This window comes from Paraburkholderia sp. C35, assembly GCF_003121405.1.
GTDB lineage: Bacteria > Pseudomonadota > Gammaproteobacteria > Burkholderiales > Burkholderiaceae > Paraburkholderia.
The window spans coordinates 15,525-39,847 of record NZ_QBUY01000014.1; the positions used below are offsets into that span (position 1 = coordinate 15,525).

The window sequence follows — 24,323 nt, forward strand, 5'->3', positions numbered from 1 at the left end:
CGGTTGCCTGTTCAGGCAGGCACCGCTGTGCCGTAGGGAACTTCGCGATTTCCGTAGCGGCGAACGCGCAGATTCGCTTGTTCACCATGAGCGATCATCCCTTCAATCGCGCAGAGTCGCGAACAGTACGCGCCAATCATCGCGCTGGCTTCGTCCGTCAGTACCTTCTGATACGTACAGGTCTTGATAAACTTTCCAACCCACAGTCCGCCCGTGTAGCGTGCAGCCTTACCCGTAGGAAGCGTGTGATTGGTGCCAATAACCTTGTCACCAAACGCGACGTTGGTACGCGGACCAAGGAACAACGCGCCATAGTTTTTCATGTTCGCGAGGAAATAGTCCGGATCGCGTGTCATAACCTGAACGTGCTCCGAAGCAATCCGGTCTGCTTCCTCGACCATCTCGTCGACCGTGTCGGTGACGATGACTGCACCATAGTCACGCCACGACGCCCCTGCTGTGTTTGCAGTCGGAAGAATTTTCAGAATGCGCTCGACTTCTGCGATCGTGGCCTTCGCCAGTTCCATCGAGTTTGTCAAAAGCACAGCCGGTGTGTTGAAGCCGTGTTCAGCCTGACCCAGCAGATCGGTCGCACACATTTCCGCGTCGACGCTGTCATCGGCGATGATGAGTGTTTCCGAGGGACCAGCAATCAGGTCGATACCAATCCGGCCGAACAACTGGCGCTTCGCTTCGGCAACGAATGCGTTCCCCGGTCCTACAACCATCGAAACAGGGGCAATAGTCTGCGTACCCAGTGCCATAGCTGCGATGGCCTGAACACCACCAAAGGTGTAGATCTCATCTGCTCCACCGAGGTGCATCGCCGCGATGACGGCAGGATTGGGTTTGCCCTGAACGGGCGGGGAGGCGGAGATGATACGCGGTACGCCGGCGACCTTGGCAGTCACAACGCCCATGTGAGCTGATGCCACGTGCGGAAACTTACCACCCGGTACGTAGCAGGCGACACTGTCTACCGGCATGTTCTTATGACCAAGAACGACGCCAGGAAGGGTCTCGACTTCGATATCCCGGATAGAGTCACGCTGCGCCTGTGCAAAATTCCGGACCTGAGCCTGCGCGAACTTGATGTCGTCGAGTTGACCTGCGGAGAGTGACCGAACGCACGCGCCGATTTCGTCCTCAGTCAGGCGAAAACTTTCGGGCGACCAGTTATCGAATTTTCGGGAAAGCTCTGTGACGGCTTCGTCACCTCGGCTTGCGATGTCGGAAAGAATTCCGGTGACGGTGTCGCGAACTTTCGCAGCGTCTTGAGACGAGTCTTCGGCGCTTCGACCGTGCTTGAGGTATTGGATTGCCATAAGTTTGCGTTCCTATCGGTATTGGGAGGCGGATTGTCGTCTCATGGGTCAGACGACGCGTGCAACGTTGGACGCAAATTTATCGCATTTCCGTGTGCAAAAATTCTGCAAATGATAGAAACTTTCCCTGGATTTGTCGCGAAGCGCTATTCGCTAAGGTGTCGAAAAAACTTTACTCGGATTCTCTTTGAAAAGCGTGCATATGCAAAAAAATGCAAATCGGAGTGGAAGGTCGCGCTCAACAAAGGTGCGGCGGGAGGATGTGGCCGGTCGGATAGGTGTATCGGTGTCTACCGTCTCACGCTCGTTGGCGGGACATCCTGCGATTAGCGTAGAGACACGTTCGGCGGTCCAGGCGGCAGCCGCGGAACTGGGCTATCGCATTCCGATGGCGGGGCGACGCCCCAAAAAACCTCCGACAAAACTGATAGGCGTCGTAGTGGGGGCGCTTCACAACCGGTTCATGACGCTTCTGCTGACGCATTTGCACGATGCACTGCAGGAACTTGGGTATCAGATCACGCTTGTGATTGACTCGATGAACGATTCGCTCGATGTGTTGGCCTTCCGCCCGTTGATCGATGGGTATCTGGATGGACTAATATTCGCCACTGCAACGCTGGATTCACCTGTCGTCGCAGAGATGCAGCGACGGGGAATTCCGATGGTGCTGGTTGTCAGGTCAGTTGACGACGTGATGGTCGATACTGTGGAAATTGACAACATCCACGCAGGAGCAGTTGCAGCGGAGCATCTCTACCAGCTTGGTCACCGCAGGATCGGTCTGATCATGGGGCCACAGAACACGTCGACAAGTCGTGACCGTGCAAAAGGCGCGTTGGACTGGTTCAGGGAAGCAGGACTGCCCGCAGACGCGGTATCGATTCTGTGGTGCGAGTACACAACTGAGGCGGGATATTCGAGTGCGGTGTCGATGCTCGGCGAATCGATACCGGTTACGGGAATTGTCGCGGGGAACGATACTATTGCCCTTGGCGTGCTCGAGGCCGCCAAACGTCAGGGCATTCCCGTGCCCAATCAGTTATCAATAATCGGGTTCGATGATATGCCGATGGCCGGGTCGCCGCTGGTGGGGCTGACCTCGATACGTCAACCCGTTGAAGCGATGGCCCGTACGGCCGCGAGGCGCCTTGTGGAACGTATTCGTGCGGGTGGTATGGGTGCGCCCGTGCATGATGTTTTGCCCATCCAGCTTGTCCGGCGGGACACGACAGGGCCTGCGTCATAGCCTTGGTGCAGTTCGCAAGTCAGGCGTCTCGCGATCTCGACCTCCCTGGTGCCTCTCCAACTACGTTAGCGACGATCGGAGCTTCGAAGTGCTCCGATGATGCCTTCCTGTTGAAGGCACGCTGTCAGTTTGTTCGAACCGGCTTTCAGGCAGGCCGCGCCGGGGGTGTCTCCAGTGGGTTGACCAGCTTCCAGGTCAGGATCGCGGATATGAGCATGAAGAGTGCAGCACATAGAAATAGCATCTGATAGCCTGCTGCCAGACTGTGCACCGATAGTCGGTGTAGAGCGGCCACATCGAGTCCCGGGACCGTCAGCTGACCGAGATGACCTGCCGCAATGTTTTGCACGAGATGAAGCAGGTCGCTTGTGGACATTGCTGGAAGTGCTCGCGATACTGAACGTTCGATGCTGCCATAGAGCACAGCACCAAGCACCGCGATGCCGAGCACAAGTCCGGTGAAGCGTACGGTGCCCGACACGCCCGATGCCATGCCAGAGCGTTCCTTGGGGATCACAGTCATCCCGACCTTTGTCGTTTCTCCATTCAGGATGCCCGCGCCAACGCCCACGAGTAGCATGCCCACGACAAGCGGTTCGTAAGCGAGCAAATTCGCTACCAGATAGAACGCGATGAGACCGGCGCACACAAGCGACAACCCGAGAGACAGCAATGCCCTTCCTGAGAGTCGGTGCGCCAGGTGGCGCGAGACCAGCCGAGGGACCACAAAAAGTGGCACAACCATCGGAAGCATCATCAAGCCGGCTATGGCAGACCCGAAACCAAGGCCGCTTTGCAGAAAGATTGGCAAAAAAGTGAGCATGGTAAGCATGCCAATCGAGAAGGAAAACTGCGCCAGAACGGCGCCAAGATACGTGGGCTTCCGGAAATACTGCAGTTCAAGCATCGGACGCGTCTGGCGTTGCTCAACCGTGACGAAAAGGGCGAAAAGAAGGGCGGCGCAGACAAGTTCGCCGACGATCCACGGGTCACGCCAGCCGCGGTGGGTTCCTTCAATCAGGGCGAGCGTAACCAGAAATAGCGCGCCGGCAAAGCATCCAACTCCGGGCAGGTCAATTCGCATAGCGTGAGGGTCACGGGACGACTCGATGACCCGCGCGATCATCGCGATCAACACGATTCCGACTGGCAGATTTACATAGAAAGCCCATTGCCAACCGAAAGTTTGCGTGATGAGTCCGCCGACTACAGGGCCTGCAGCGATTCCAATTCCGACAACCGATCCCCAGAAGGAAAACGCTCGACCGCGTGCCTCCCCCTGAAAAGAGTGCGACAGGGTAGCGAGAGCAGAGCTGAGTTGTAATGCGGCGCCGGCACCCTGGAGAGCGCGTGCGGCTATCAACACCGGCAAACTCCATGCGGCGCCGCAAAGCGCCGAGGCAAGCGTAAAGATGCCAAGGCCAAGCATTAGCATCTGCTTGCGGCCGAAACGGTCGGCGAGTGCGCCTGCGGGCATCAGCAAGGATGCAAAACTCAACATGTAAGCGGTAATCACCCACTCTATCCCTGAAAAGCCTGCATGCAGTGAACGCGCGATCGATGTGAGCGAGACGGAGACGATGTTCGCATCAAGCTGAAGCATGAATGACGGCGCTGACGTGCAGATAAGAATGAGTCGTTCACGACGGCGTCGTTGCGCAGCGACATCGCTGGCCAGTGCGTGGTCCATCAATTTCTCCAGTTGGCTCGCGGGTTTGGCGAGACCGATACAGGCGATCTGTCGGGTCACAGTCGCTAACTTCGATGCGCCCCGTGGCGAGCTCCTCGTGCGAAGATGCGCGCCCGTGGCGGCTTGGGTTGTCGACCCGGAAACCAGACAAGGTTAAACGTGTGAATACACTAATGTATCAGCATATGCTGATAATGTGTGGGTTGTCTGCATATGCTGGTAATGTGATACTCTCGATGTCGCAAATTGAATGTTTTCGTAAGGAGAGGGACGATGACAACCAAGACTGCCGCGAAGCACTCCAGGGGCAGCCAATGCGGTTGTACGGCCTTGCGGAAGGCCACTCGGCGGATTTCGCATCTGTTCGACGTGGCACTCGCACCGACTGGCCTCAAGATTACACAGCGAGCAATCCTGGCCGAGATAGGCCGTCAGGAGCCGACTAACGTGGGGAGGCTGGCAGCGTCCCTCGTGATGGATTCGGGGGCGCTTGCGCATACTTTGAAGCCGCTTGAACGTGACGGGTTGGTTAGCCTGGATATCAACCCGACCGATCGTCGGCACCGCCTGATCAACCTGACAGAGCGGGGCCGCGAAAAGCTTTCAGAGAGTGACGTGCTTTGGACTCAGGCGCAGTCTGTTTTCGATGCAGCGCTTGGAAATGCCGAAGCGCAAACCTTGCGGGCATTGCTGGATTCGCTAACTTCGGATGAGTTTGCCGTCCGGTTTAGCCAGGGAATGGCCAGACCAGCAAAAGCGAAGTAGGTCGACAAGAGATGAGATTCAGGCAAATCGCATCGCCGGAAGCGGCGAAACGCTTGCGAGCTTGCGCGGATCGGGGGAGCGGAACCTATCCGATGGAATGTCCCGTTCGTCGAGGATCAGAAGTGGTGTTCTGTCGGTTATGGCGCTCGCGGCAAGGCGACATTGTGTGCGCATTACTCGCAAATTGCAGTTCTTCGCCTTGTGCATCTTTTCCAGTGCTGTAAAATTTGAGTTATCCCTTTACCTTGCGAGTGATACCGTGGCAGGCGTCAGACAATTTGATGAAGACACCGTATTCAGCCAATCGCTGGATATCTTCTGGGCAAAGGGTTATCGGGCGACTTCCATGCTTGATCTCGCCAAAGAGACCGGTGTGCAGAGAGGGTCGCTGTACAACGCGTACGGCGACAAGGAAGAAATCTTCCTTCGTGTGTTCGAGCGGTATGCAGACCGCTTTATCGCAGATGCGCGAAAGGCGCTCGACAAGCCTGACCTTCGTGCGGCACTTGAAGCATTCTTTGCATTCGCCGTCCAATCTATAACAAAAGGTTCACCATCGCGCGGCTGTCTTTCGACCAAGCTCGCCGTCGAATTGGATTCGGATTCCGGACGTCAACAGGAGGCGCTCAAGAGCATGCTGGATGCGCTCGAAGCCGCTTTGCTCGATGCGCTTGCTTCTCCGGGTGCTCGTTCGCAGCTTAAAATTTCGGCAGTCGAGGCGGCACGTGTCGCAGTGACCATGACGCGCGGTATTGCTGTGATGGAGCGCGTTCACGGTGACCGGAAGTTGCTCAAGGAGATTTGCAACTCCTTCATCAACACGTTGCTTAAGTGATTAAGCAAATGAAGGCACGCTGCCCTAGCTGGCGACGTGCCTTCCAAGTGTAACGGTACTAAGCAAAGATTAAGCGAAGAACTTGGAGAGCGCCTGCGCAATTGTCTTCGGATCGTTCTCTGTCGGAATATGGCCCGCCTTCGGGATGCGAAGGAGCGAGGAATTCGGTATTTCCTTGACAAAGTGCTCGGCGTGCTTGACCAGTTGGAAAGAATCGTCCTCTCCCCAAACGAGAAGCTTCGGGACGCTGGAGGCTTGCAATGCCGGAACGAGATCCATCGTGTAGTGGCTATATGCAGCGCCGGCCATTGCCAGCCATGACCGCGTTACGCGCGGTTCGGTCCACGGATCGAGATAGTCTGCGATCTCAGCCTCGGAAGCTTCGCGCGCGAGGGCGGTGAGTACGGACTTGCGGCGTGCAGCAAGCACTTCTTCGGGCGTCGTCGCGGCGGCCACTGCCGGATCGCGAAATCGCATAACTCCCGGAACAGGCCACGAGTCGAACATCACAGCGTTCATAAGAGCGAGGCGGCTAATCTTGAGCTTGCCGTCGACCAACACTTTCTGCGCGATGCCGCCACCGATGTCGTGACCTGCGAGGCCGACAGGTCCGTTGATATCGAGTGCCTGCGCGAAACGCACCACCCAGTCAGCCAGAGCAGGGATGGTGGCCGTCTCCACAGTCAATTCGCCATCGGAGCGCCCAAAACCTGGCAGATCGACCGCAATGGGGCGTAACCCGGCAGCAGCCATGTCATCGATGACGGGTTGCCAGACGCGGCTCCAGTACGTTCCGTGTAGCATTAGCACGTACGGACCACGCTCGCCGGAAGTCAGATAACTGGTTGCGACGCCGTCGACATTTACGGTCTTTCGTTGCACGATGTAAATCTCCTGATAACTCAGTTGTATTGCCAGTTAGTTAGCGGATAAACCGTTTGACGTAATCCGCACCCAGTCCGATCGATTCATAATGCTTGCGGGCGGCATCGATTTTCGTGAACACATCCTCGTAACCCGTCGCATTGCCTTGCGGATCGACATACGTGTAACCACCTGTGACGTGGAACCAGGTGATCATTTCGTCAACTCCTTCAGGCACGAACAGCGTATGCGTTTCTCCTGCCGGTTCGTGTGCGTACGAGCCGAGTTCGGCCACCCAGTCATGCTCCAGGTAGTACCAGCGTCCGCGTAACACCATTGCGTGGACAGGGCCCGTGTGGCGATGTCGCGAAAGCACGCCGGTCTGACGGACGCGTAGAAGGTTTACGTAGTAACCTTGGCTCGCACAGAACAGAAGAGGTTTGAACGACACGGTTTTGGTGCTCGGAACCCAGAGATTGTCATCCTTGAGCCATTCGTCGAGTACGCCCGGATGGACGATATCGGCCACCATGTCCGCAGGCTGGGGCAATTGGTACGGAATTGCCAGCTCGTCCCGCTTTGATATCACTTCGCTCATCGTGTTGTCCTTGGTAAAAACGTTATGCAAGTGGGGTAGAAGTGTCACCTGGATCTATTGAACATAAACGCGTTCAATGTTTGACACTATAGTCATGATTGACATATATGGCAAACATAAATTTGAGATGCAATTTTGTTTGTTCGATGATCAAATGTTCGATGCGAAATCAGCAACCGCTTCTGCGACCTTTGTTGATTGTTCGACGTGAGGCCAGTGACCAGCATGCTCAATTTCCAGCAACCTGGCTTGCGGATATCGGGCTAGTGTCACGCCAGCCAACTCTGACGTGGTGAAACCATCCGCCTGACCCCGAATAACAAGTACCGGTCCGTTGTAGCGGGCTGGTTCCCTGCCTGACGGATGGCCGACGTTCCAGGTGTCGACAATACGGACCACGTTTTGCGGTTCAACCAGCAATGCTGAGGAAAGGAGTTCAGCGGACTGTTCTTCGTCGAGGGAAAACGAGAACATATTACGAAGCCCGCTCAGCCCATCCCGGTCGCCGCCCAGACGTCGAAGGGGGCCGACTACCTCGTCTGGCAGCGCGGTGCCGCCAAGTGGGACTGGCGCCAGAAGAACGAGGCCTGCGACCTGATCGGGGCTACGTGTGGCGATAAGATCGGCGACCTGAGATCCCATGCTCTGTCCAACGAGAACCACAGGTGCCCCGACCTGCTCGATAAGTGCGGATACGGCATCGGCGTAACGTTCAAGCGAAATGTCAGAAACCGCCGCTTTCACGCCGCCCATTCCAGGCAAGTCAATCGTTTCGCTTATCAGACCCAAAGCCCTGAGCTGGTCCCGCACGCGCCACCATACTGAGCCACGGTCCAGAAAACCGTGGATAAAAACAATCTTTGGATTTTGTTTTAGAGCGGACGTGGTTGTGGGCGCCGCAGCGGCTTTTTCACTTGTTGGTGCTGCGATTGTGTCAAAGTTCGACGACTTGGATGTAGATAGAGGGGTGGCAGCATCAATGCTCATGGTGTAATCCTCTGGACTAGACGTTAGATTGGGTCCCACCGTGCAAGATGCAGACTGAGACCGGTGAGCGGGTCGAGACCGGGATTGCGTCATCGACCTGGAAATGGTGAGCAGGGAGTGACGCTTGGGCTCCGTTTCCCACTACAAGCTTGAGGGGAGCGTGGATCGGTTGCTCGTTGAAGCGCTCTCCGGTACCGCGACCTTATCGGTTCGGTTGATCTTCTTTAGACTCGCGGGATTCGGATAGCGTCGCTCCAGACGCAGACCAGGCCTTCGTGTCAATCGGTGAGAAGTCTTCTGCTTTTCCGTCCAGCCGCGATGCACGCTGACCTTCGCGGCTTGAGAGAAAATCGGGATCGAGAGGCGTAGTGAAAATATTGTTGACAAGGGTGTATTCGGCCGCAAGGCGTCCGACGGCGCCCAAAGCTCCTGTGTCAATGCGTCCGTTTTCGAGATAAAGGTCGTCTCGAATATGGAAACGCAATACCTTCCCCCACACGACGTGATCGCCGACGTCGCCAACCGAGAAAATGCGCTCGACCTTGCATTCGAAGGAGATGGGCGCTCCGGCGATACGCGCAGGTTTGACGACTACACTGGGTGCCTTTTCTAGCCCCACGGCGTCGAATTCGTCAACATCTGAAGGAAATTCCGTGGCAGTCTGATGCATATGATGCGCATGCGGCAGGCTGACAAGATTAGTCGTGAATTCACCCGTATCCCGGATGTTGACGAAGGTATCCTTCAACGTCTTTCCGTCCGAACGCGGCTGCAATAGTAGCGTCACCATCGGAGGAAGGCGACCCGCCGCGGAGAAGAACGAGATTGGAGCGATATTAGCGACGCCAGCTTTCGAAAGGGTACTTACCCATGCGATTGGTCGTGGAAGGATGCTACCGATGAGAAGTTTATATGCCGATACGGGGTTGAGGTCGGCTGAGTCAATGATCATGACTTCATCCTCCTGAAAACGGGCGTTAGATGCGGCCGCAACCCGCGTTGCGGGTTGGGCCGATGGTTAAAGCGAGAGGCGAGAGGGCGTGTTTAGGCCTTTAAACCTTGGAAAGGTCCGGCTTCGGATATTTGCGCGGCTCACGTCCTTCAAGCACATCGCGCGCGCGGCCAGTGTCTGCGTACAGACGGCAGTAGGTGGGAACGCCATCTTTGGCCTTGAACAGGAACAGGTGGTCATTGCGCATCACAATATCGTCAACGGACAGTGCATCGGTCTTGACCACGACAATCAGCGTATCTCCTGCATCGATAATGTCGTCGGCGTTGTAGCGAAAGTATTTCCACTTTTTCCCCACCTCACGCCAGTATCCGCGGAACTCATCCGGACCTTCGTAGCGGCCGCCGTAGGGTACGCAGTCGGTTTGTTCGAACACGAAATCGCTCGGCAGAAGCGCGAACAACGGCTCCTTGTCATTGCTCTCGTAGCCAACGAAGGCAGCCTTCAGGGCATTTACCAGCTTTTCATTCGACATCTCTTCACTCCTCCAGATATAGGAGCACATGCTCCTTTATTGAAAATTTTTTTGGCAGATATTGTTATTCAAAGATTTCTTTACTCTGCCCATGGATCGAATCCCATGTTTAAGACTCTTCGAAGTTTTGTGCGCATGTCTTCGGCATTTCCGACCCCGAAGCGGCTTTCAAAACTGGACTGTGCGGACGCCCAGAGTGGGGTTGCTTCCGTTAATAGCGTCAATCCCTTTTCAGTTATCTGAACAATCTTTTCCCTTTTATCTTCCCCAGGACAAATTTTCAGAAAACCATCTCGTTCGAGTGGCTTAAAATTGGCGGCAAGAGTAGTGCGATCCATCGCCATTAAAGCAGCCAATCGCTTCACGCTTGAGCCGCCGAGCCGCGATATTTTGCTAAGCACGATGAACTGCGTGCTCTTCAACCCGGTTGGTTCTAGCGCTTGATCGTAGACCGCAGTCAGGTAGCGGGTGGCTTTTCGAAGCGCGGAGCAGTTGCAAACCTCGTCAAGATCTTTAGATTCATCCACTGCGCTATCTCCTCGCGGGCTATTTTCCTTGTCCACCACTCTGCAAACCAAGCAACTGCTTCTTACATACCTTCCCGGGGGAACAGGGACGAAGAACGTTCACGTCCGAATTGCCTTCACCTAAGCAACAACAAGACCTCCGATCAATCTTGTCGGTTGCTTCCGTGAACGGCTTAGTCATCTGGCATTGTCATGATTAACAGGTTAGTCAAACTTGACATGCATGTCAAGATAAATGCGATACCAGCATGCTGGTTGTAGAAAGATCCTTTTACCGGTGATGTTGGGACGAGACAGACGATGTCAGCTTTGCCCGGTACCGGGCCTCGGACGTGGGCCACCGTACATCAGCCGAAACTGGGCGCGCCTGAGTAAGGGGCGCCGCCTTCCCTACGTGAGGCATTTCCGGACAGCTGACATCCAGAGAAACGCAAAAAATCGACTGGAGGCGGAGCGGCCAAGGAAGGGCGCCCAACCCGGTGAAATCACTTTTTGATTTTTTATTTGTACAGCTCGTGGAGCGAGTGATCTCGTTGCGTCCTGCGTTCCCGGAGGAAGCCGTCTACGCCAAATGAATTCATCGAAGACGACCGAATCTTGGAGAGTCACGTCTTCTTGTGGTAGAGCGCTTGGCCAAACTAATCAGTTCTATACGCGTTCGTACACGGCTGCTATGCCCTGACCACCTCCGATGCACATCGTCACAAGTGCATATCTCCCGCCGGTCCGGAGCAGCTCATGGATTGCTTTCGTGGAAATGATTGCGCCTGTTGCCCCGATCGGATGTCCGATGGAAATCCCGGAACCGTGAGGATTGACTATCGCGGGATCAAGTTCGAGCTGTTGGGGCACTGCACAGGCTTGTGCGGCAAATGCCTCATTCGCTTCGACGGTAGTCAGGTCAGACGCGGAAAGCCCTGCGCGGAATAATGCTTGTCGCGCTGCAGGAACTGAACCGATACCCATGATTTTCGGCTCCACACCTGCGTGGCCATAGCTCACGAGACGTGCGAGTGGGGTTAGTCCGTGTTTTTTGACAGCATCCCCCGATGCGAGGACCAGTGCCGCGGCGCCGTCATTGACCCCGGATGAGTTTCCCGCAGTCACAAGGCCATCCTTCTTGAATGCCGGCTTCATTTTCTGGAGCGTTTCGACGGTTGTCTGGGCTTTCACATGCTCGTCGATTTCGAAATTCAACGGTTGCCGCTTGTGCATCACTGGGACGGGTACAATCTGGCTTCGGAAATATCCTGCTTCAGTCGCTGCGGCGGCTCGCCGGTGACTTTCCGCGGAAAGCGCGTCCATATCATCGCGGGACACCTTGAACTCGGCGGCGACGTTCTCAGCGGTAATCCCCATGTGGATATTGTGAATCGGATCATGGAGTACACCAACCATATAGTCGAGCAACTGCGTGTCACCCATGCGTGCACCCCAGCGTGCTGCCTGCATGAGATATGGTCCACGCGACATGGACTCGGCACCCGCCGCAACGGCAATCTCACAATTGCCAAGCGTCACGCTTTGTGCGGCAGACACGATTGCCTGCAAACCGGATCCGCAGAGCCGGTTCACATTAAATGCTGGCGTCGTGACGGGCATTCCCGCCGATAGCGCGGCAACCCGGCTCAGATACGCATCCCTGGGTTCGGTCGGGATGACGTTGCCTACCACGAGGTGGCCAACGCTATCGGCGCCAAGTTTTGCACGAGTAAGTGCTTCCTTGACGACGAGTGTGGCAAGTTCGGCAAGCGGCGTGTCTTTTAGGCTTCCGCCGAATGTGCCTACGGCGGTCCGCGCTGCGCTGACGACGAATACTTCGTTCAAGGCATTCATTGTGTGTCACCTGCAATCGAGTCTGAATCGGTTTCATCTGTGACCGGAGAAGGGGATTACAATCCTACGAGATATTCTTCGAGATATTGAATCCGGTCCTGACCGAAAAACATGTGGTCATCAACGAAAAACGTTGGGGCTCCGAACGCGCCGCGATCGATAGCTACCTGAGTGTCTGCTTTGAGCTTCTCCTTGATCTGCGGTTCCTGGGTGGCAGCGACAATCCGCTTTACGTCAAGGTCGGCGTTTGCTAACACCGCACCGATAACATTGGGGTCGGACATGTTCTTTGGGTGACCCCACATCGCGTCAAACACCGCATCGGAATATCTGTCGAGAAAGCCCTCCTGAGCCGCATAGGTTGCGCCGCGCATCAAGACGAGAGTGTTGATCGGGAAGGCCGGGTTGTGTTCAAACGGCACACCATAGCGGTCGGCAAAGAACTTCATGTCTCTGACCATCCATACGCGTTTGGTAGGGAGTTCCATCGGCGATCTGTTGGATGTCGCCTGGAGGACGCCGCCGAGCAGGATCGGAAGATAATTTATCGTTGCTCCCGTCCGTTGACTCAGACCGGGCATCTGCTTATACGCCAGATAGCTTGTTGGACTACCGTAGTCGAAATAAAAGTCGATGCTTTTGGACATTTAAGCTCCCACGATTTCGCGAAATCAGAAGTTTGTGATTGGTTCGAGCCACGGACGGATGGCAATTTCGAACGTCCATGCGCTGCGTTTCTGCGTATGTAAAAACCAGTACGTATCGGCGATATCGGCTGGTGCGAGCAGCCCGTCTGCGGGGCGTTGCGCAACGAGTTCAGGAAATCGTTGCCGCACAAAGGGCGTATCGATTGGGCCGTCGATGACAGGATGCACGATATGCAGGCCTTGCTTGCCGAACTCGCGGGCCATCGACTGGGCAAGCGAGCGCAGGCCGTGTTTGGCGCCGGCGAACGCGCTATATCCTTCAGCACCGCGAATGCTGGCCGTCGCGCCCGTGAAAAAGATGGTGCCGTGTCCACGCGGTGCCATATAGCGAGCGGCTTCGCGGCCTGTTAGAAAGCCGGAGAAACATGCCATTTCCCAGACCTTGTAATACTTCTGCGCAGTTGTCTCCCGCAAATTGAACTGCACATTCGCACCGATATTGAATACGACAATCTCGAGAGGACCGATTTCCTTCTCGATCTGCTCAAAAAGTCCCGTGATCTGATCTTCCTTTCGTGCGTCGCAACCAAACGCATGGGCAACGCCGCCGGCCGCGCGGATCTCGTCGACAAGAGGCGCGAGGTGTTCGGCATTTCGCCGCGCAACACACACCGCTAGGCCTTCTGCGGCGAAGCGACGTGCTAGCGCCGCTCCCAGGCTGTCCCCAGCACCCATGACGAGTGCAGTACGTGGGTGGATCACCATAATCAGACGTCTCCAATCAAATATACGTGTGAACACACCTATCGTAGTTCCGTTGCGGTAGATTTGCAAGTCGGTACGAACGCGATGTCCGTGTGACCTTCCTGACGTCGGTTCTTGCGGCGGTGCAGAAACGACTCGTACCTAAAACGACGCACCATCACGGGACGTTGCTTCGGGTTTTTCTTGATGGGTGCATCCTTGAATATAGGTGTGAATACACATAATATTCTGATTCGAAGAACATTCGAGCAGCATCAGGCCCGCCAGAAAGAAATGGAGACTCTCAACAATGTCGTCGATATTCGATTATGGGCTTCAGAAGTGTGCAGCAAACTACGAGTGCTTGACCCCGCTTTCGTTCCTGCGCCGTACTGCGGACGTCTATCCCGGGATGACGGCGATCATCTATCGCAATCGTCAGATCACATACAGACAGCTGCTCGAACGAAGCATGGCGTTCGCAGGCTTCCTGGACGGACTGGGCCTGGTACGTGGAGATACGGTATCGGTCATGCTTCCGAATATTCCCCAAATGGTTGAATTGCAGTTCGGCGCGATCAGCGGTGGGCGCGTGCTGCATGCGGTCAATACGCGGCTTGACGCTGATGCAATTCGCTTTCAGATGGAGCACGCCGAAACGAAGGTATTGGTGTTCGATAGCGAATACGCACGAGTCGTAGCGACAGCTCTTGCAAAGATGAAGAATCCTCCCCGGCTCGTAGAGGTACATGACGTCCACGCAAGCTTTCCGCCTAGCGAGATCAACAGCGCATTCAGTTACGAGCGGGCGCTTGAGAGCGGTGCATCACGGTCGAGTCTCATAAGCCCAAGCGATGAATGGGATGCAATCGCGATTTCCTACACATCAGGAACCACTGGGAACCCTAAGGGGGTAGTGACGCATCATCGCGGCGCGTATCTGAACGCGATGGCAAACGTCATTGCATGGTCGATGCGTGCCCATCCCGTATATCTTTGGGTTTTGCCGTTGTTTCATTGTAACGGCTGGTGTTTCCCTTGGACCGTCACACTCCTCGGTGGAACGCACGTCTGCCTGCGAAAGGTCGATGCAGAGGAAATCATCCGGCTAACCAATGTTCACGGAGTGAGCAATTTTTGTGCGGCACCAGTGGTCCTTTCGTCGTTAGCGGAGTGCGCGCGTGAGGGACTCGGGTTTAACGGCCCAGTCAACATACTTACCGCGGGTGCCGCACCCGCTCCGCGCGTTATCGAAGATGTCGAGCGACTAGGCGCTGTCGTCACACAGGTGTATGGCCTTACCGAAACGTACGCGTCGACAGTGGTAAGTGCATGGCAGGCGCCATGGAACGTGTATCCGCCTGACGAGCGCTTCCGGCTCAAATCGCGCGCTGGCATACAGTATCCCGCCTGCGAAGCGCTTGATGTGTTTGGGCCGAACGGTGAACCAGTACCACGTGATGGTGAGACGATTGGCGAGGTTGTCGTGCGTGGCAATACCGTCATGCGTGGGTATCTGAAAAACCCCGATGCGACGAACGAGGCGTTCCAAGGCGGATGGTTCCACACAGGGGATCTTGGCGTACGTGACCCCGACGGCTACATATCGATTCGTGACCGCTCGAAGGACATGATCAACTCCGGCGGCGAGAAGATGTCTTCGCTCGAAGTCGAAGAGGTTCTACTTGCTCACCCGGCAGTATTTGAGGCGGCCGTGGTAGCCGCGCCCGATCCGAAGTGGGGGGAGGTACCATTCGCATTCGTCCGTCTGGTCGACGGAGCGGAACTGAGCGTGGACGAGCTGGTGCAACATTGCTCGGAGCGCATGGCGCGTTACAAGATCCCGAAACGGGTGGTATTCGGGCCTATCGAGCGCACGGCAACGGGCAAGGTGCAGAAGTTCCGGCTAAGGGAGCTTGCAAAAGAGTGGCTCGCGACGAATGCCGCCGCATGACCGTCGAGGAAAGCCGGGCCAGTTGGTCTCGTCATAGACCAGCCTGATAAATACATTTTTTCGCAGCGTGAGCTGTGAGTACGGGGCCGAAGTTCAGCATTTGAGGAGACACTCATGAAAAGTGGAGCACTAGTCGCGTCGCTTGCGATCGCAGCATTACCTGTGTTTGCCCAGAGCCCTGCATCGCAACAGGTGAAGATTGGGGTGTTGACCGACATGTCGGGTAACTACGCAGATCTCACTGGTAGTGGTTCTCTCGCCGCGGTAAAGATGGCAGTTGCCGACTTTGGCGGCCAGATGTTCGGAAAACCCATCGAAGTGATATCGGCTGACCATCACAACAAGGCTGATATCGGTGCGGGTAAGGCTCGCGAATGGTTTGATGTGGGCCAGGTCACGATGATCACCGACCTGATGAATTCTTCGGTTGCCATCGCGGTGTCGAAGGTCGCTGCGGAGAAGTCGCGAATTGTAATTGTGCATGGCGCAGGAACGGACACACTGACTAATGAAGATTGCACGCCTGTCACTGTGCACTACGCGTGGGATGCGTATGCAATGGCGACTGGCACCGCGAGCGCTGTGCTCAAGCAGGACGGGAAGTCGTGGTATTTCATCACCGCCGATTATTCTTTCGGGAAATCACTGGAAGACAACGCGATGAATGTTGTGAAGCAATCGGGTGGTAAGGTGATCGGCTCAGTGCGTCATCCGCTCGCCGCTTCGGATTTCTCTTCTTTCATGCTCCGTGCGCAAAGCTCCGGCGCGCAAGTAGTCGCTCTGGCGAACGGTGGTCAGGATGCGCAGAATTCGGTCAAGTCAGCGGCCGAGTTTGGATTGACGAAGAAGGGAGGGCAGCGGCTCGTTGCGCTATCACTATTCAATACAGACGTATCGGCAATCGGATTACAGGCTACGCAAGGGATCTACGTAACCGAGGCATTCTATTGGGATTTTAACGATGCCACCCGCAATAGGTCACAACGCTTCTTCAAAATGACTGGCAAGATGCCTAGCGCCATGCAGGCAGGTGACTATTCAGCGACGTTACACTATCTGAATGCTGTAAAGGCCGCCAATACGGTTGAGGCCGCTGCTGTGATGCGAAAAATGCGCGAGACACCGATCAATGATTTTTTTGCGACCAACGGCAAGATCCGGGAGGACGGACGGATGGTGCACGACATCTACCTTATGCAGGTGAAGGCACCGGCCGACTCGAAAAGTCGTTGGGATGTCTATCGCGTGATGTCGACGATCCCGGGCGATACCGCATTCCAGCCTATGTCGAAAAGCAGGTGCCCGCGCTTCATGAAGAAGATGTGAACCTCATTCCGCTTCAGCGACATCGCTTCGGACCGAAGCGATGTCGTCATCTTCACGAACGCCTTCAGTGTCGGTAATGTTTTTGTCACGTGAGCTTTTGCACGCGACACGCGATGCCTTTCATATGGGGAATCCCTTGTTCCCTGTCAAGATGATCCTCGTCGTCTGGACAAATTTGGGCATCGGCAAATTCCCAGGCCCCCGACAGCGTACCGTCACCTTCTTCACGTTCGGGCAACCACCAGCCGTGGGGGACGCGCACAGTCCCTTGCTGCATATCGTTGCGAATTGATGTCTTTAACTTGACGCGGCCTTGTGACGTGATGACTTCGGCCCAGTCTCCCTCTGCGACGCCAATTTCGGCTGCGTCAGCCGAAGTTACGAACATCAAAGGTTCAGGTTTGCGGGAGCGCAACGCGGTGATATGGCGGTGTCCCGTCTGAAAGAACTCGTCATCGCGCACACCCATAAACATTGTCAGCGGGTAGCGGGCGTCAGCTGGCGGGGCATCGCGCCAATATGGCAGGGGATCGAAGCCGAGTTCCTGCAACCCCGATGACGAGAGTTCCACCCGTCCAGACGGCGTGGCGAACCCAGTTTCTTCGTACTTTCTGAAACGATACTAGGGAGCGTGGTAGGCATGTTCCTCAGCAAATGCCTCAAAGCTGACACCCAGACGCTCCACGCGCGCATCAAGCAACGCCTCGTTTGTTGGCCACGGGAAATGTTGACCGAGACCCATGCGGATGGCGAGGCCACGCCAGAAATCGTACACGCCCCGGCATTCACCAGGTGGCTCGACTACTTTCTGCGACGGCCGATAGATCGCAGTCCAGCCGAAACCGTCAGCAAGTGCATTTCGTTCGAGCCATGCGTCGCCTGGGAGGATATAGTCCGCAAGCTGCGCGGTCGGTGTACGGAAATGTTCAACTGCGACCACCAGATCTTGATTGAGGAGCGCCCGCTCAATCAGCTGCATGTTGGCGAAACTCATCAATGTGTTGTTTCCGAGCGTAACGAACGCCTTCACAGGATATGGGTCACCGTCAGCCATGGCGCGAAAAACTGCCGATGGCGTCGCCATGTAGCAGCCGTTTATCAGATTCGGCCAGGCGTGGCCCCACACACGTTCGGCCGGCGCGTTTAACGCTTGCATGCCGCGGTAGGTAAAAAGCGGGTGCGTGTCGCTACCCAGTTGCTTTCGCTTCTGCGAGTCGCTGAGCGCGGGGTGACATTCGATCTCCGATTCGTGAACGATGTCTGGATGGAAGCCATGCAGCAATTCGCCGCCAGGCACATCGAGGTAACCACAGATCGCCCGCATGATGCACATCAGACGTATGGCGGAGGTGGAGTTGCGCTGTTGATCAGTGATAGGTGTCCATGGAATCACGGAGGGACCACACGTCGCGTACATGCGTGCTGCCTGCGCTATCAGTTCTGCAGGAACGCCAGTTAGCTCTGCAACTCTCGTTAGCGGAAACTCTTTTACGCGCGCGTGCAACTCGTCGAAGCCGGTTGTCCAACGTTCGACGAAAGCATGGTCGTACAGCCCCTCTTCGAGGATGACATGGAGCCAACCGAAGCACATCGCAGCGTCTGTACCTGGCTTCAACGGCAGCCACAAATCGGCGAGCTCAGCATTCTCACTTTTTCGAGGATCGAGCACGATAAGCTTTGCCCCCCGAGCCTGGGCACGCCGTATCGAGTTGTAGACGGGAGTCCATGAATGCAGCTTCGGATTGTGTCCGAACAGAACGATGCATTGTGTCTTCGTGTAATCCGGATAGGGAAACCAGCCGTAGACGAGGCGATTGACTGCGGCGGTGTTGCCCGCGCAGATGGCGACACCGCTTATCCAGTTCGGTGAGCCGAGGAAATTCATGAAGCGCCGAGCTGCGCCACCATCAGTCTGAGTGTTCCACTGGGATGTTGAAACCGCGAGGGCTTCAGGTCCATAGCGAGCGACAATCTGTTCCAGTTTGAGGGCGATTTCATCAAGCGCAGTTTCCCAGTCGATCGGCTGCCATTTCCCGCCGCCTCGTGCACCTTTCCGCTTCAGCGGTGTGAGCAGGCGGTCGGGATGGGAGAATCCTTGAGGTGCGTGCACGCCCTTCATACACAGGTTGGCATACAGCGGTCGGGGATCCGTGGCTTTCACGCGAACGTCGGCCACATTGCCTGAGGCTGGCACGACCGCGCGTACCTGGCAATAGATATCGCATCCGGAACAGAGCGTGCGCTTTTCGACCATCCTTGTCTCCAGTCACCGCCGTATTGGGCTGATGGTTGGTAAATCGCATAATAGGTGTATTTACACGTAGTATAGTCCGGTGGTTCCCGGTTGCAAGTTGGAATGCGTCACGATCTCGGCATATTTCACGCGGAAGAAGTATCTTTGGAGTTCGTCGAGGCGCTGTATGTCGAGCGTGTGATCAACTGTGCGATGAAGACACTTTGCGTCAAAAATGCGCCAGCATGTTGCTAACGATCCTTTCCAGCTCGGCCGGCGAAGGAATTTCGGCACCGGTCCACGCGTTTAGCGCAATGCCTTGCCAGAGCGAGAAAAGCGCGACGCTTAACGCATGAGGGTTCGGTGTCTTGAGCTTCGTGCATAGAGCGTTGAGATGACATCGCAACTGCCGCGACTGGCAACGCAATAGAATCTCAACCTCGTCGCACCGTTGTGCACACTGCGCATGCAACGCCTGGATTTGACCGATGGTGCCGCTGGCGGCTCCCTCGGAAAGACGACCGAAGAGGTTCACTAGCTGGACTTGAGGATCCTCTGAAATGTTTTCAGAGGCTGGCGCGTCCCAGATGCATCGTTCAGCTTCACACTGGATTCGAACGTATTCCATGACGAGAGCCTGCCGTGAACCGAATGCACGATAGAGCGTGACCTTCTGCAGGCCGGCCTTGCAGACGATATCGTCAACTGACACCGCATCAATGCCGCGCTTGCAAAAAAGAACGTGCGCAGCGTCAAGCAGAGCCACGCGGGCGTTTTCTCGAGACACTCTTGCGCGCTTCGTAGGTGATGTCTCATCTTCAAACATATCCGGGATATTCATAGCCAATCCTGTCACATACTGATCGACCGTTGAGACTTGTCTGCCTTCCTGGATATTCGTGAGGGCGACAGGCTCAGGGGAGGGTATTCACGGGGGACCATCTTCTTGCATATGAGTGTGGATACACGTATCGTACGCCCACTGTGAAGTTTTTCAACACTGACAAAGATGAGGGGTGAAAAATTTCGCTTAACGGTCGTAGGCAGCCAAATATGAGACTGCGCGGCTGCGCTTGATGACGGGCAAACGGAGGGTTCCACTGACTGCGCCGGAGCGGGTGTCTACTTGTCGGCTTTGACTCCATGGTTATTCCGCAAGCGTCCGGAGACGATGCTGGGCAGGTGCAAGGCGGTAATGCGAGAAGGCCGATTCTTGACGCAGTGGGATCGGAGTTTGCAATCGTAATGGTAGCTATCAGGCGATGTGTTCGACTGCCGGCTTTTGCCACACATGTTGTTATGTGAGGCTAGTTGGAGCTTTGCGACAAGGTTATCGAATAAACCTTTGACGGCTACAAATCAAATGCGTTGAATTCGAATCAATCAAGGCGGAGTTTGACGTCCTGCGATCTATCTTCCGCATTAGCAGGCACGTTGGGGTCGAGAAGGGGCGCAATCAATTTTAGCTCAGGTGAATGAAGATGAACGTTCTGATCGTACACGCACATCCGGAATCTGGATCTTTCACGACAGCGATGCGCGACGCCGCCGCCCAGACATTGCTTGAAGCGGGACACGACGTGCGCATTTCTGACCTCTACGAAATGCACTTCAACCCGATTGCAAGCGCAGACGATTTTCTGGAGCGGGCGAATGACGAATATCTCGTCTATGCGCTCGAACAGCGTCACGCGGATGCGAACGGTTTGCTGGCATCAGATATCAAGGCTGAACTCGATAAGGTCGTATGGGCAGATCTGATTATCTTCAGCTTCCCAATTTATTGGTTTTCGATGCCGGGGATCATGAAGGGCTGGGTCGACCGGGTGTTCGTGTCAGGCCGCTGTTATGGTGGGATGCGTTTTTATGACCGTGGTGGCATGAAGGGCAAGAAGGCACTGGTGGCTCTGACGCTGGGTGGTCAGCCTCACATGTTTGAGGCCGATGGCATACACGGTCCGCTCACGGATATGTTACGTCATTTGTTGCGTGGAACGCTCGGGTATCTGGGGTTCGACGTACTGCAACCGTTCGTCGGCTGGCACGTCCCGTACATCAGCGAAGATGCTCGTTCTGCTGTGCTTGATAACTATCGGGCGCGTCTCCTTGCGCTTGATAGTGAACAGCCTATGGACTTTCCAAGCCTCAACGATTTCGACCAGTTCTTGCGTCCCAAGGTGCATCAGAGCGCCTAGGCACACTCATTTCCAGGTAGTTTCTTTAGCGCGGTCTGAAAACAATATGAAAACAAAGCATTTTTGTGTTGGCGTCCTCGCGGCGGTAAGTCCGGCAGTTTTCGCACAGTCGTCAGTAACGCTATACGGCGTGATGGACACTGGGATTGAGTATGTTTCGCATGCCAACGCCAACGGAGATCACGTGATCCGCATGCCAGGCATCACGGGCGAATTGCCTTCCCGTTGGGGCTTGCGCGGTAAGGAGGACCTTGGCGGCGGATATGCTGCAGAATTTGTCATCGAGAGTGGTTTCAATACACGAGGCGGGGATTCGGGACAAGGCGGCCGTCTCTTTGGCCGACAAGCGTGGGTTGGTATCAGTAGCCCATATGGTATGTTGACTTTCGGCCGACAGTACTCGATGTCGTTCGTGGTTGACAGTGACGCTGACATTCTCGGTCCAAACATCTATGGAATCGGGTCGCTCGATGCATACATAGTGAACGCACGGAGCGATAACACGATCGGTTATAAAGGAACGTGGAACGGTTTCACGCTTGGTGCTACGTACTCGTTCGGGCGTGACTCAACGGGTACAGGGAATTCTCCCGGACAGGGAACCTGCGCAGGCTCCGCGCCGGGTCAATTCACGCAATGTCGGCAGGTGTCGGCGATGCTGCGATACGATTCGAGCCTCTTCGGTCTCGCAGCCGTGTACGATGAGCAGCGCGGTGGGCCGAACGCGGCGGCGAATTTTTTTGACGGCGCAGCAACCATTCCCTTGACAAACTCTGGTGACAAGGACGTCCGTGTTACCGCAAATGGCTACGTGAAGCTAAGTGCTTTGAAGATCGGCGCCGGGTGGGTTGGCCGCAATGTAGTCACCAGTTCAACGACAGCAACTGGCGCGCACTCGAATTTGTTCTATGTAGGCGCCTGGTACCCGATAACGCCGACCTTTATCGTCGACGGTGAAGCGTACCGCATCGTCAATGCCGCGCAGGATGCGCGAGCTACATTGGGCGTGGTGCGTGGCACCTATCTGCTATCGAAGCGCACTGCCGTCTATCTACAGACCGCCTATCTTGCCAACAGCAGTCGAGCACGCTACTCGGTCAGTGCGGGCGGCGGAGGTACGACGCCGGCCGCGGGCGTCGGACAACTCGGAGTTATGGCTGGTATCCGGCACTTTTTTTGATCGCACAAAGACTGTATCGATATTGTAAGAAATTACAGATCGATAGGATGACAAGGGGCAGGTTTGCGATACCTCCCCGAAGGAGATCGATGCGAGTTGCGAGTTAGATGAGGGCGGCGGTGTCGAGTTGGTCGCCGCCTTTGTATTCGAGCCAGGCGCTGGTGATACAGAGCCATTGCTTGTGAATAGGTGCGTTATCACCTAATATGACACTCTGTTTGCTCGTTTTATGAGTGCCGTTATCAAGGTTGCTCCGGAAGGGAGAAATGCTTGGCCCTCGCGCGGCGCGAACGCCCCTCATCTACTTCGCAGAGATTGTTCAATGCAACCACGTGCTCAGAATCAAAAGACAAAGGAACGCGCTCCGTTGCTGGGCGAGGAAATGGTGTCGCAGTGCGCGCTCTTCGACGTGAGCAGACTGTCGCGGCTCCTGACCGGCTTGTATAACGCGAAAATGAAAGATGTACCCTTGTCGATTTCGCAATACACCCTGTTGATTAATATCGATGCGCTCGCTCCAGCGCGCGTGACGGAGGTTGCGAATGCGATGCTGATGGACCGCACCAGTGTGACCCGGTTGACCGAACCGCTGATTGCTCGTGGTTTCCTGAAAATTGAACAGAGCGCCGAGGATCGGCGTGCGAAAAATCTGACGGTTACAGCAAAAGGGCGCACCGCTCTTCGCGCAAGTGAAGAGGCGTGGCGCGACGCGCAATTGGCGTTTCTCGAAGCAGTTGGACCTGAGCATTGGAGTCTGCTTCGCAAGACGTTGCGCGACACCGTTCATATGGTGCGTGAGCATGTTGGCGACGACCTTGCAGTTCAAGAGTGAGTGCTTGTTGACTACGACTGCCGTTCGCCTCGCTGTTCGCTTCAGCGACGGTTGCGACGCGCTACAAATCTCCTGACGCGCGGTGTGCCAGACGATCGGGCGTGTGCATCGCGGTCAGACAGCTGATCGCGTCTTATGTCGGAGATCGCGCCAGCGCCCGGTCCTTAAGCGCTCAAGATTCCCCTCCGTACTGTGTGCGTGGTCTGAAACGGTCGCTTGCGGAAAGTAATTGCAATTATGTTGATTGCACACTATGATGCAGTCATGTCCACGAGCACCCGCTTCGCCGTAGCAGTTCATCTGCTAACAAACCTGGCCGCCGCAGGCGAGGAGCCTTTACGCTCCGAAGATCTTGCGCGAAGCGCCAGTACCAGTGCCAGCGTCGTTCGGAGTCTGCTCGTTCGGCTCAATAGAGCCGGTTTAACGCAGACCCAACTGGGTGCTGGCGGGGGCGTTCAGCTCAAGCGGCCGGCAAAAAAGATTCGGCTGATCGATGTGTACAGAGCGACCGAAGAAACCGAAATCTTCGCTCGTCACAGGACTGAGCCTTCGCAACGATGTCCAATCGGGCGCGTCATTCTTGATGTACTGAACCCTGTGTTCTCAAGAGCTCAGTCTGCCCTGGAGCATGAGCTGGCCTCCGTTACGGTCCAGGATGTGACTGAGGATGCCGCGAGATTGGCCGGTTTTAAGATCGGTAGTTACCGCCCACCCATTTGACAGGCGATCCGTTGGTTGCAGACGGCTTGCGCGCAACAGTCGAACCGCCTCAGCGAAGCGTAACGGTTCCGTTCGTCATGAAAAGAAATTGTGGTATGACCACATTAACATAAAGAAATTTCGACGTAGCGACATCTGATTTGCCTCACTGTGCCCTGGACCTCTGCGTCGTAGCTCAACGTGCGTCGATTGATGGTCACCGGGTCAGGTCTATGTGTGCGGTCGCCTTATTGACCGCTTACCGATTCGAGCATCGCTTTTAGTACTAGGTGTGACTGTTCGCAACGTTGTGAACCACGCATGTCGTTCGAGGTAATGCTACGCAAGAG

At 55.6% G+C, this 24,323-nt stretch carries 23 protein-coding genes and 1 pseudogene; 10 read left to right on the plus strand and 14 right to left on the minus strand.

Going from position 1 to position 24,323, the window contains the following annotated elements; translation table 11 throughout:
* Positions 1–11: 11 nt before the first annotated feature.
* Positions 12–1,325, minus strand: coding sequence for a histidinol dehydrogenase (gene hisD, locus DK391_RS11650; protein WP_109478155.1), 1,314 nt, complete (start codon positions 1,323–1,325; stop codon positions 12–14).
* Between the two features lie 202 nt (positions 1,326–1,527).
* On the opposite strand from hisD, the pseudogene DK391_RS45265 reads away from it, so the two are divergent.
* Both DK391_RS45265 and DK391_RS11655 read left to right on the plus strand, forming a co-directional pair.
* Positions 1,528–1,695: pseudogene (locus DK391_RS45265) on the plus strand (LacI family DNA-binding transcriptional regulator); the annotation flags it as partial.
* A gap of 18 nt (positions 1,696–1,713) precedes the next feature.
* Positions 1,714–2,574 (plus strand): substrate-binding domain-containing protein, encoded by an 861-nt coding sequence (locus tag DK391_RS11655; RefSeq protein WP_275426819.1) that lies wholly within the window; start codon positions 1,714–1,716, stop codon positions 2,572–2,574.
* Between the two features lie 145 nt (positions 2,575–2,719).
* On the opposite strand, the gene DK391_RS11660 is transcribed toward DK391_RS11655, so the two are convergent.
* Positions 2,720–4,264, minus strand: a complete 1,545-nt coding sequence (locus tag DK391_RS11660) for an MFS transporter (protein ID WP_109478244.1) — start codon at positions 4,262–4,264, stop codon at positions 2,720–2,722.
* Between the two features lie 273 nt (positions 4,265–4,537).
* Between DK391_RS11660 and DK391_RS11665 the strand changes: the two genes are divergently transcribed.
* On the plus strand, positions 4,538–5,029 hold the full coding sequence (locus DK391_RS11665; protein WP_109478157.1) for a MarR family transcriptional regulator: 492 nt from the start codon (positions 4,538–4,540) through the stop codon (positions 5,027–5,029).
* Positions 5,030–5,195: 166 nt separating this feature from the next.
* The gene (locus DK391_RS11670) at positions 5,196–5,864 is read left to right on the plus strand and encodes a TetR/AcrR family transcriptional regulator (protein ID WP_239482794.1); all 669 of its coding nucleotides are present in this window, start codon (positions 5,196–5,198) and stop codon (positions 5,862–5,864) included.
* A gap of 69 nt (positions 5,865–5,933) precedes the next feature.
* Here the strand turns inward: DK391_RS11670 and DK391_RS11675 are convergent, their stop codons facing one another.
* The 9 genes from DK391_RS11675 to DK391_RS11715 form a co-directional block, all read right to left on the minus strand.
* Positions 5,934–6,746 (minus strand): alpha/beta hydrolase, encoded by an 813-nt coding sequence (locus DK391_RS11675; protein ID WP_204117343.1) that lies wholly within the window; start codon positions 6,744–6,746, stop codon positions 5,934–5,936.
* 40 nt (positions 6,747–6,786) lie between these two features.
* Positions 6,787–7,326 carry a 2,4'-dihydroxyacetophenone dioxygenase family protein gene (locus DK391_RS11680; RefSeq protein ID WP_109478158.1) on the minus strand — a complete coding sequence of 180 codons (540 nt, stop codon included), beginning with the start codon at positions 7,324–7,326 and terminating at the stop codon, positions 6,787–6,789.
* 150 nt (positions 7,327–7,476) lie between these two features.
* On the minus strand, positions 7,477–8,313 hold the full coding sequence (locus DK391_RS11685; RefSeq protein ID WP_162600786.1) for an alpha/beta hydrolase: 837 nt from the start codon (positions 8,311–8,313) through the stop codon (positions 7,477–7,479).
* 202 nt (positions 8,314–8,515) lie between these two features.
* A complete protein-coding gene (locus tag DK391_RS11690) occupies positions 8,516–9,265 on the minus strand; it encodes a flavin reductase family protein (protein WP_109478160.1) in 750 nt (249 codons plus the stop codon).
* A 100-nt stretch (positions 9,266–9,365) separates the two neighbouring features.
* On the minus strand, positions 9,366–9,800 hold the full coding sequence (locus tag DK391_RS11695; RefSeq protein ID WP_162600787.1) for a nuclear transport factor 2 family protein: 435 nt from the start codon (positions 9,798–9,800) through the stop codon (positions 9,366–9,368).
* An 80-nt stretch (positions 9,801–9,880) separates the two neighbouring features.
* Positions 9,881–10,327 carry a MarR family winged helix-turn-helix transcriptional regulator gene (locus tag DK391_RS11700; RefSeq protein ID WP_109478162.1) on the minus strand — a complete coding sequence of 149 codons (447 nt, stop codon included), beginning with the start codon at positions 10,325–10,327 and terminating at the stop codon, positions 9,881–9,883.
* Between the two features lie 648 nt (positions 10,328–10,975).
* Complete coding sequence (locus DK391_RS11705) at positions 10,976–12,163, minus strand: acetyl-CoA C-acyltransferase family protein (RefSeq protein ID WP_109478163.1); 1,188 nt, start codon at positions 12,161–12,163, stop codon at positions 10,976–10,978.
* Between the two features lie 56 nt (positions 12,164–12,219).
* A complete protein-coding gene (locus tag DK391_RS11710) occupies positions 12,220–12,810 on the minus strand; it encodes a 2-hydroxychromene-2-carboxylate isomerase (protein ID WP_109478164.1) in 591 nt (196 codons plus the stop codon).
* A 24-nt stretch (positions 12,811–12,834) separates the two neighbouring features.
* Entirely contained in the window at positions 12,835–13,545 is a 711-nt protein-coding gene (locus DK391_RS11715) for an SDR family oxidoreductase (protein ID WP_109478165.1), read from the minus strand.
* 319 nt (positions 13,546–13,864) lie between these two features.
* Between DK391_RS11715 and DK391_RS11720 the strand changes: the two genes are divergently transcribed.
* Together DK391_RS11720 and DK391_RS11725 are read left to right on the plus strand one after the other, a co-directional pair.
* A complete protein-coding gene (locus tag DK391_RS11720; RefSeq protein ID WP_109478166.1) occupies positions 13,865–15,508 on the plus strand; it encodes an AMP-binding protein in 1,644 nt (547 codons plus the stop codon).
* Positions 15,509–15,622: 114 nt separating this feature from the next.
* Complete coding sequence (locus tag DK391_RS11725; protein WP_109478167.1) at positions 15,623–16,834, plus strand: ABC transporter substrate-binding protein; 1,212 nt, start codon at positions 15,623–15,625, stop codon at positions 16,832–16,834.
* 85 nt (positions 16,835–16,919) lie between these two features.
* On the opposite strand, the gene DK391_RS44850 is transcribed toward DK391_RS11725, so the two are convergent.
* From DK391_RS44850 to DK391_RS11735, 3 genes are all read right to left on the minus strand, one after another.
* Entirely contained in the window at positions 16,920–17,405 is a 486-nt protein-coding gene (locus DK391_RS44850; RefSeq protein WP_204117344.1) for a molybdopterin dinucleotide binding domain-containing protein, read from the minus strand.
* A gap of 51 nt (positions 17,406–17,456) precedes the next feature.
* Positions 17,457–19,088, minus strand: a complete 1,632-nt coding sequence (locus DK391_RS11730; RefSeq protein WP_204117345.1) for a molybdopterin-dependent oxidoreductase — start codon at positions 19,086–19,088, stop codon at positions 17,457–17,459.
* A gap of 208 nt (positions 19,089–19,296) precedes the next feature.
* Entirely contained in the window at positions 19,297–19,908 is a 612-nt protein-coding gene (locus tag DK391_RS11735) for a TetR/AcrR family transcriptional regulator (RefSeq protein ID WP_239482795.1), read from the minus strand.
* 640 nt (positions 19,909–20,548) lie between these two features.
* Between DK391_RS11735 and DK391_RS11740 the strand changes: the two genes are divergently transcribed.
* From DK391_RS11740 to DK391_RS11760, 4 genes are all read left to right on the plus strand, one after another.
* On the plus strand, positions 20,549–21,262 hold the full coding sequence (locus DK391_RS11740; RefSeq protein WP_109478248.1) for an NAD(P)H-dependent oxidoreductase: 714 nt from the start codon (positions 20,549–20,551) through the stop codon (positions 21,260–21,262).
* A gap of 46 nt (positions 21,263–21,308) precedes the next feature.
* Positions 21,309–22,442, plus strand: a complete 1,134-nt coding sequence (locus DK391_RS11745; protein WP_109478168.1) for a porin — start codon at positions 21,309–21,311, stop codon at positions 22,440–22,442.
* A gap of 322 nt (positions 22,443–22,764) precedes the next feature.
* On the plus strand, positions 22,765–23,274 hold the full coding sequence (locus DK391_RS11755) for a MarR family winged helix-turn-helix transcriptional regulator (RefSeq protein ID WP_109478170.1): 510 nt from the start codon (positions 22,765–22,767) through the stop codon (positions 23,272–23,274).
* Between the two features lie 264 nt (positions 23,275–23,538).
* Positions 23,539–23,994: an Rrf2 family transcriptional regulator gene (locus DK391_RS11760; protein WP_109478171.1), complete on the plus strand. Its 456-nt coding sequence runs from the start codon at positions 23,539–23,541 to the stop codon at positions 23,992–23,994.
* Positions 23,995–24,323 lie beyond the last annotated feature (329 nt).

Excerpts from the sequence above, each read along its gene's own strand:
- hisD (WP_109478155.1), bottom strand. The coding sequence starts at position 1,325 with ATGGCAATCCAATACCTCAAGCACGGTCGAAGCGCCGAAGACTCGTCT.
- DK391_RS11655 (WP_275426819.1), top strand. The coding sequence starts at position 1,714 with ATGGCGGGGCGACGCCCCAAAAAACCTCCGACAAAACTGATAGGCGTC.
- DK391_RS11660 (WP_109478244.1), bottom strand. The coding sequence starts at position 4,264 with ATGGACCACGCACTGGCCAGCGATGTCGCTGCGCAACGACGCCGTCGT.
- DK391_RS11665 (WP_109478157.1), top strand. The coding sequence starts at position 4,538 with ATGACAACCAAGACTGCCGCGAAGCACTCCAGGGGCAGCCAATGCGGT.
- DK391_RS11680 (WP_109478158.1), bottom strand. The coding sequence starts at position 7,326 with ATGAGCGAAGTGATATCAAAGCGGGACGAGCTGGCAATTCCGTACCAA.
- DK391_RS11685 (WP_162600786.1), bottom strand. The coding sequence starts at position 8,313 with ATGAGCATTGATGCTGCCACCCCTCTATCTACATCCAAGTCGTCGAAC.
- DK391_RS11690 (WP_109478160.1), bottom strand. The coding sequence starts at position 9,265 with ATGATCATTGACTCAGCCGACCTCAACCCCGTATCGGCATATAAACTT.
- DK391_RS11695 (WP_162600787.1), bottom strand. The coding sequence starts at position 9,800 with ATGTCGAATGAAAAGCTGGTAAATGCCCTGAAGGCTGCCTTCGTTGGC.
- DK391_RS11705 (WP_109478163.1), bottom strand. The coding sequence starts at position 12,163 with ATGAATGCCTTGAACGAAGTATTCGTCGTCAGCGCAGCGCGGACCGCC.
- DK391_RS11710 (WP_109478164.1), bottom strand. The coding sequence starts at position 12,810 with ATGTCCAAAAGCATCGACTTTTATTTCGACTACGGTAGTCCAACAAGC.
- DK391_RS11715 (WP_109478165.1), bottom strand. The coding sequence starts at position 13,545 with ATGGGTGCTGGGGACAGCCTGGGAGCGGCGCTAGCACGTCGCTTCGCC.
- DK391_RS11720 (WP_109478166.1), top strand. The coding sequence starts at position 13,865 with ATGTCGTCGATATTCGATTATGGGCTTCAGAAGTGTGCAGCAAACTAC.
- DK391_RS11725 (WP_109478167.1), top strand. The coding sequence starts at position 15,623 with ATGAAAAGTGGAGCACTAGTCGCGTCGCTTGCGATCGCAGCATTACCT.
- DK391_RS11730 (WP_204117345.1), bottom strand. The coding sequence starts at position 19,088 with ATGGTCGAAAAGCGCACGCTCTGTTCCGGATGCGATATCTATTGCCAG.
- DK391_RS11735 (WP_239482795.1), bottom strand. The coding sequence starts at position 19,908 with ATGAATATCCCGGATATGTTTGAAGATGAGACATCACCTACGAAGCGC.
- DK391_RS11740 (WP_109478248.1), top strand. The coding sequence starts at position 20,549 with ATGAACGTTCTGATCGTACACGCACATCCGGAATCTGGATCTTTCACG.
- DK391_RS11745 (WP_109478168.1), top strand. The coding sequence starts at position 21,309 with ATGAAAACAAAGCATTTTTGTGTTGGCGTCCTCGCGGCGGTAAGTCCG.
- DK391_RS11755 (WP_109478170.1), top strand. The coding sequence starts at position 22,765 with ATGCAACCACGTGCTCAGAATCAAAAGACAAAGGAACGCGCTCCGTTG.
- DK391_RS11760 (WP_109478171.1), top strand. The coding sequence starts at position 23,539 with ATGTCCACGAGCACCCGCTTCGCCGTAGCAGTTCATCTGCTAACAAAC.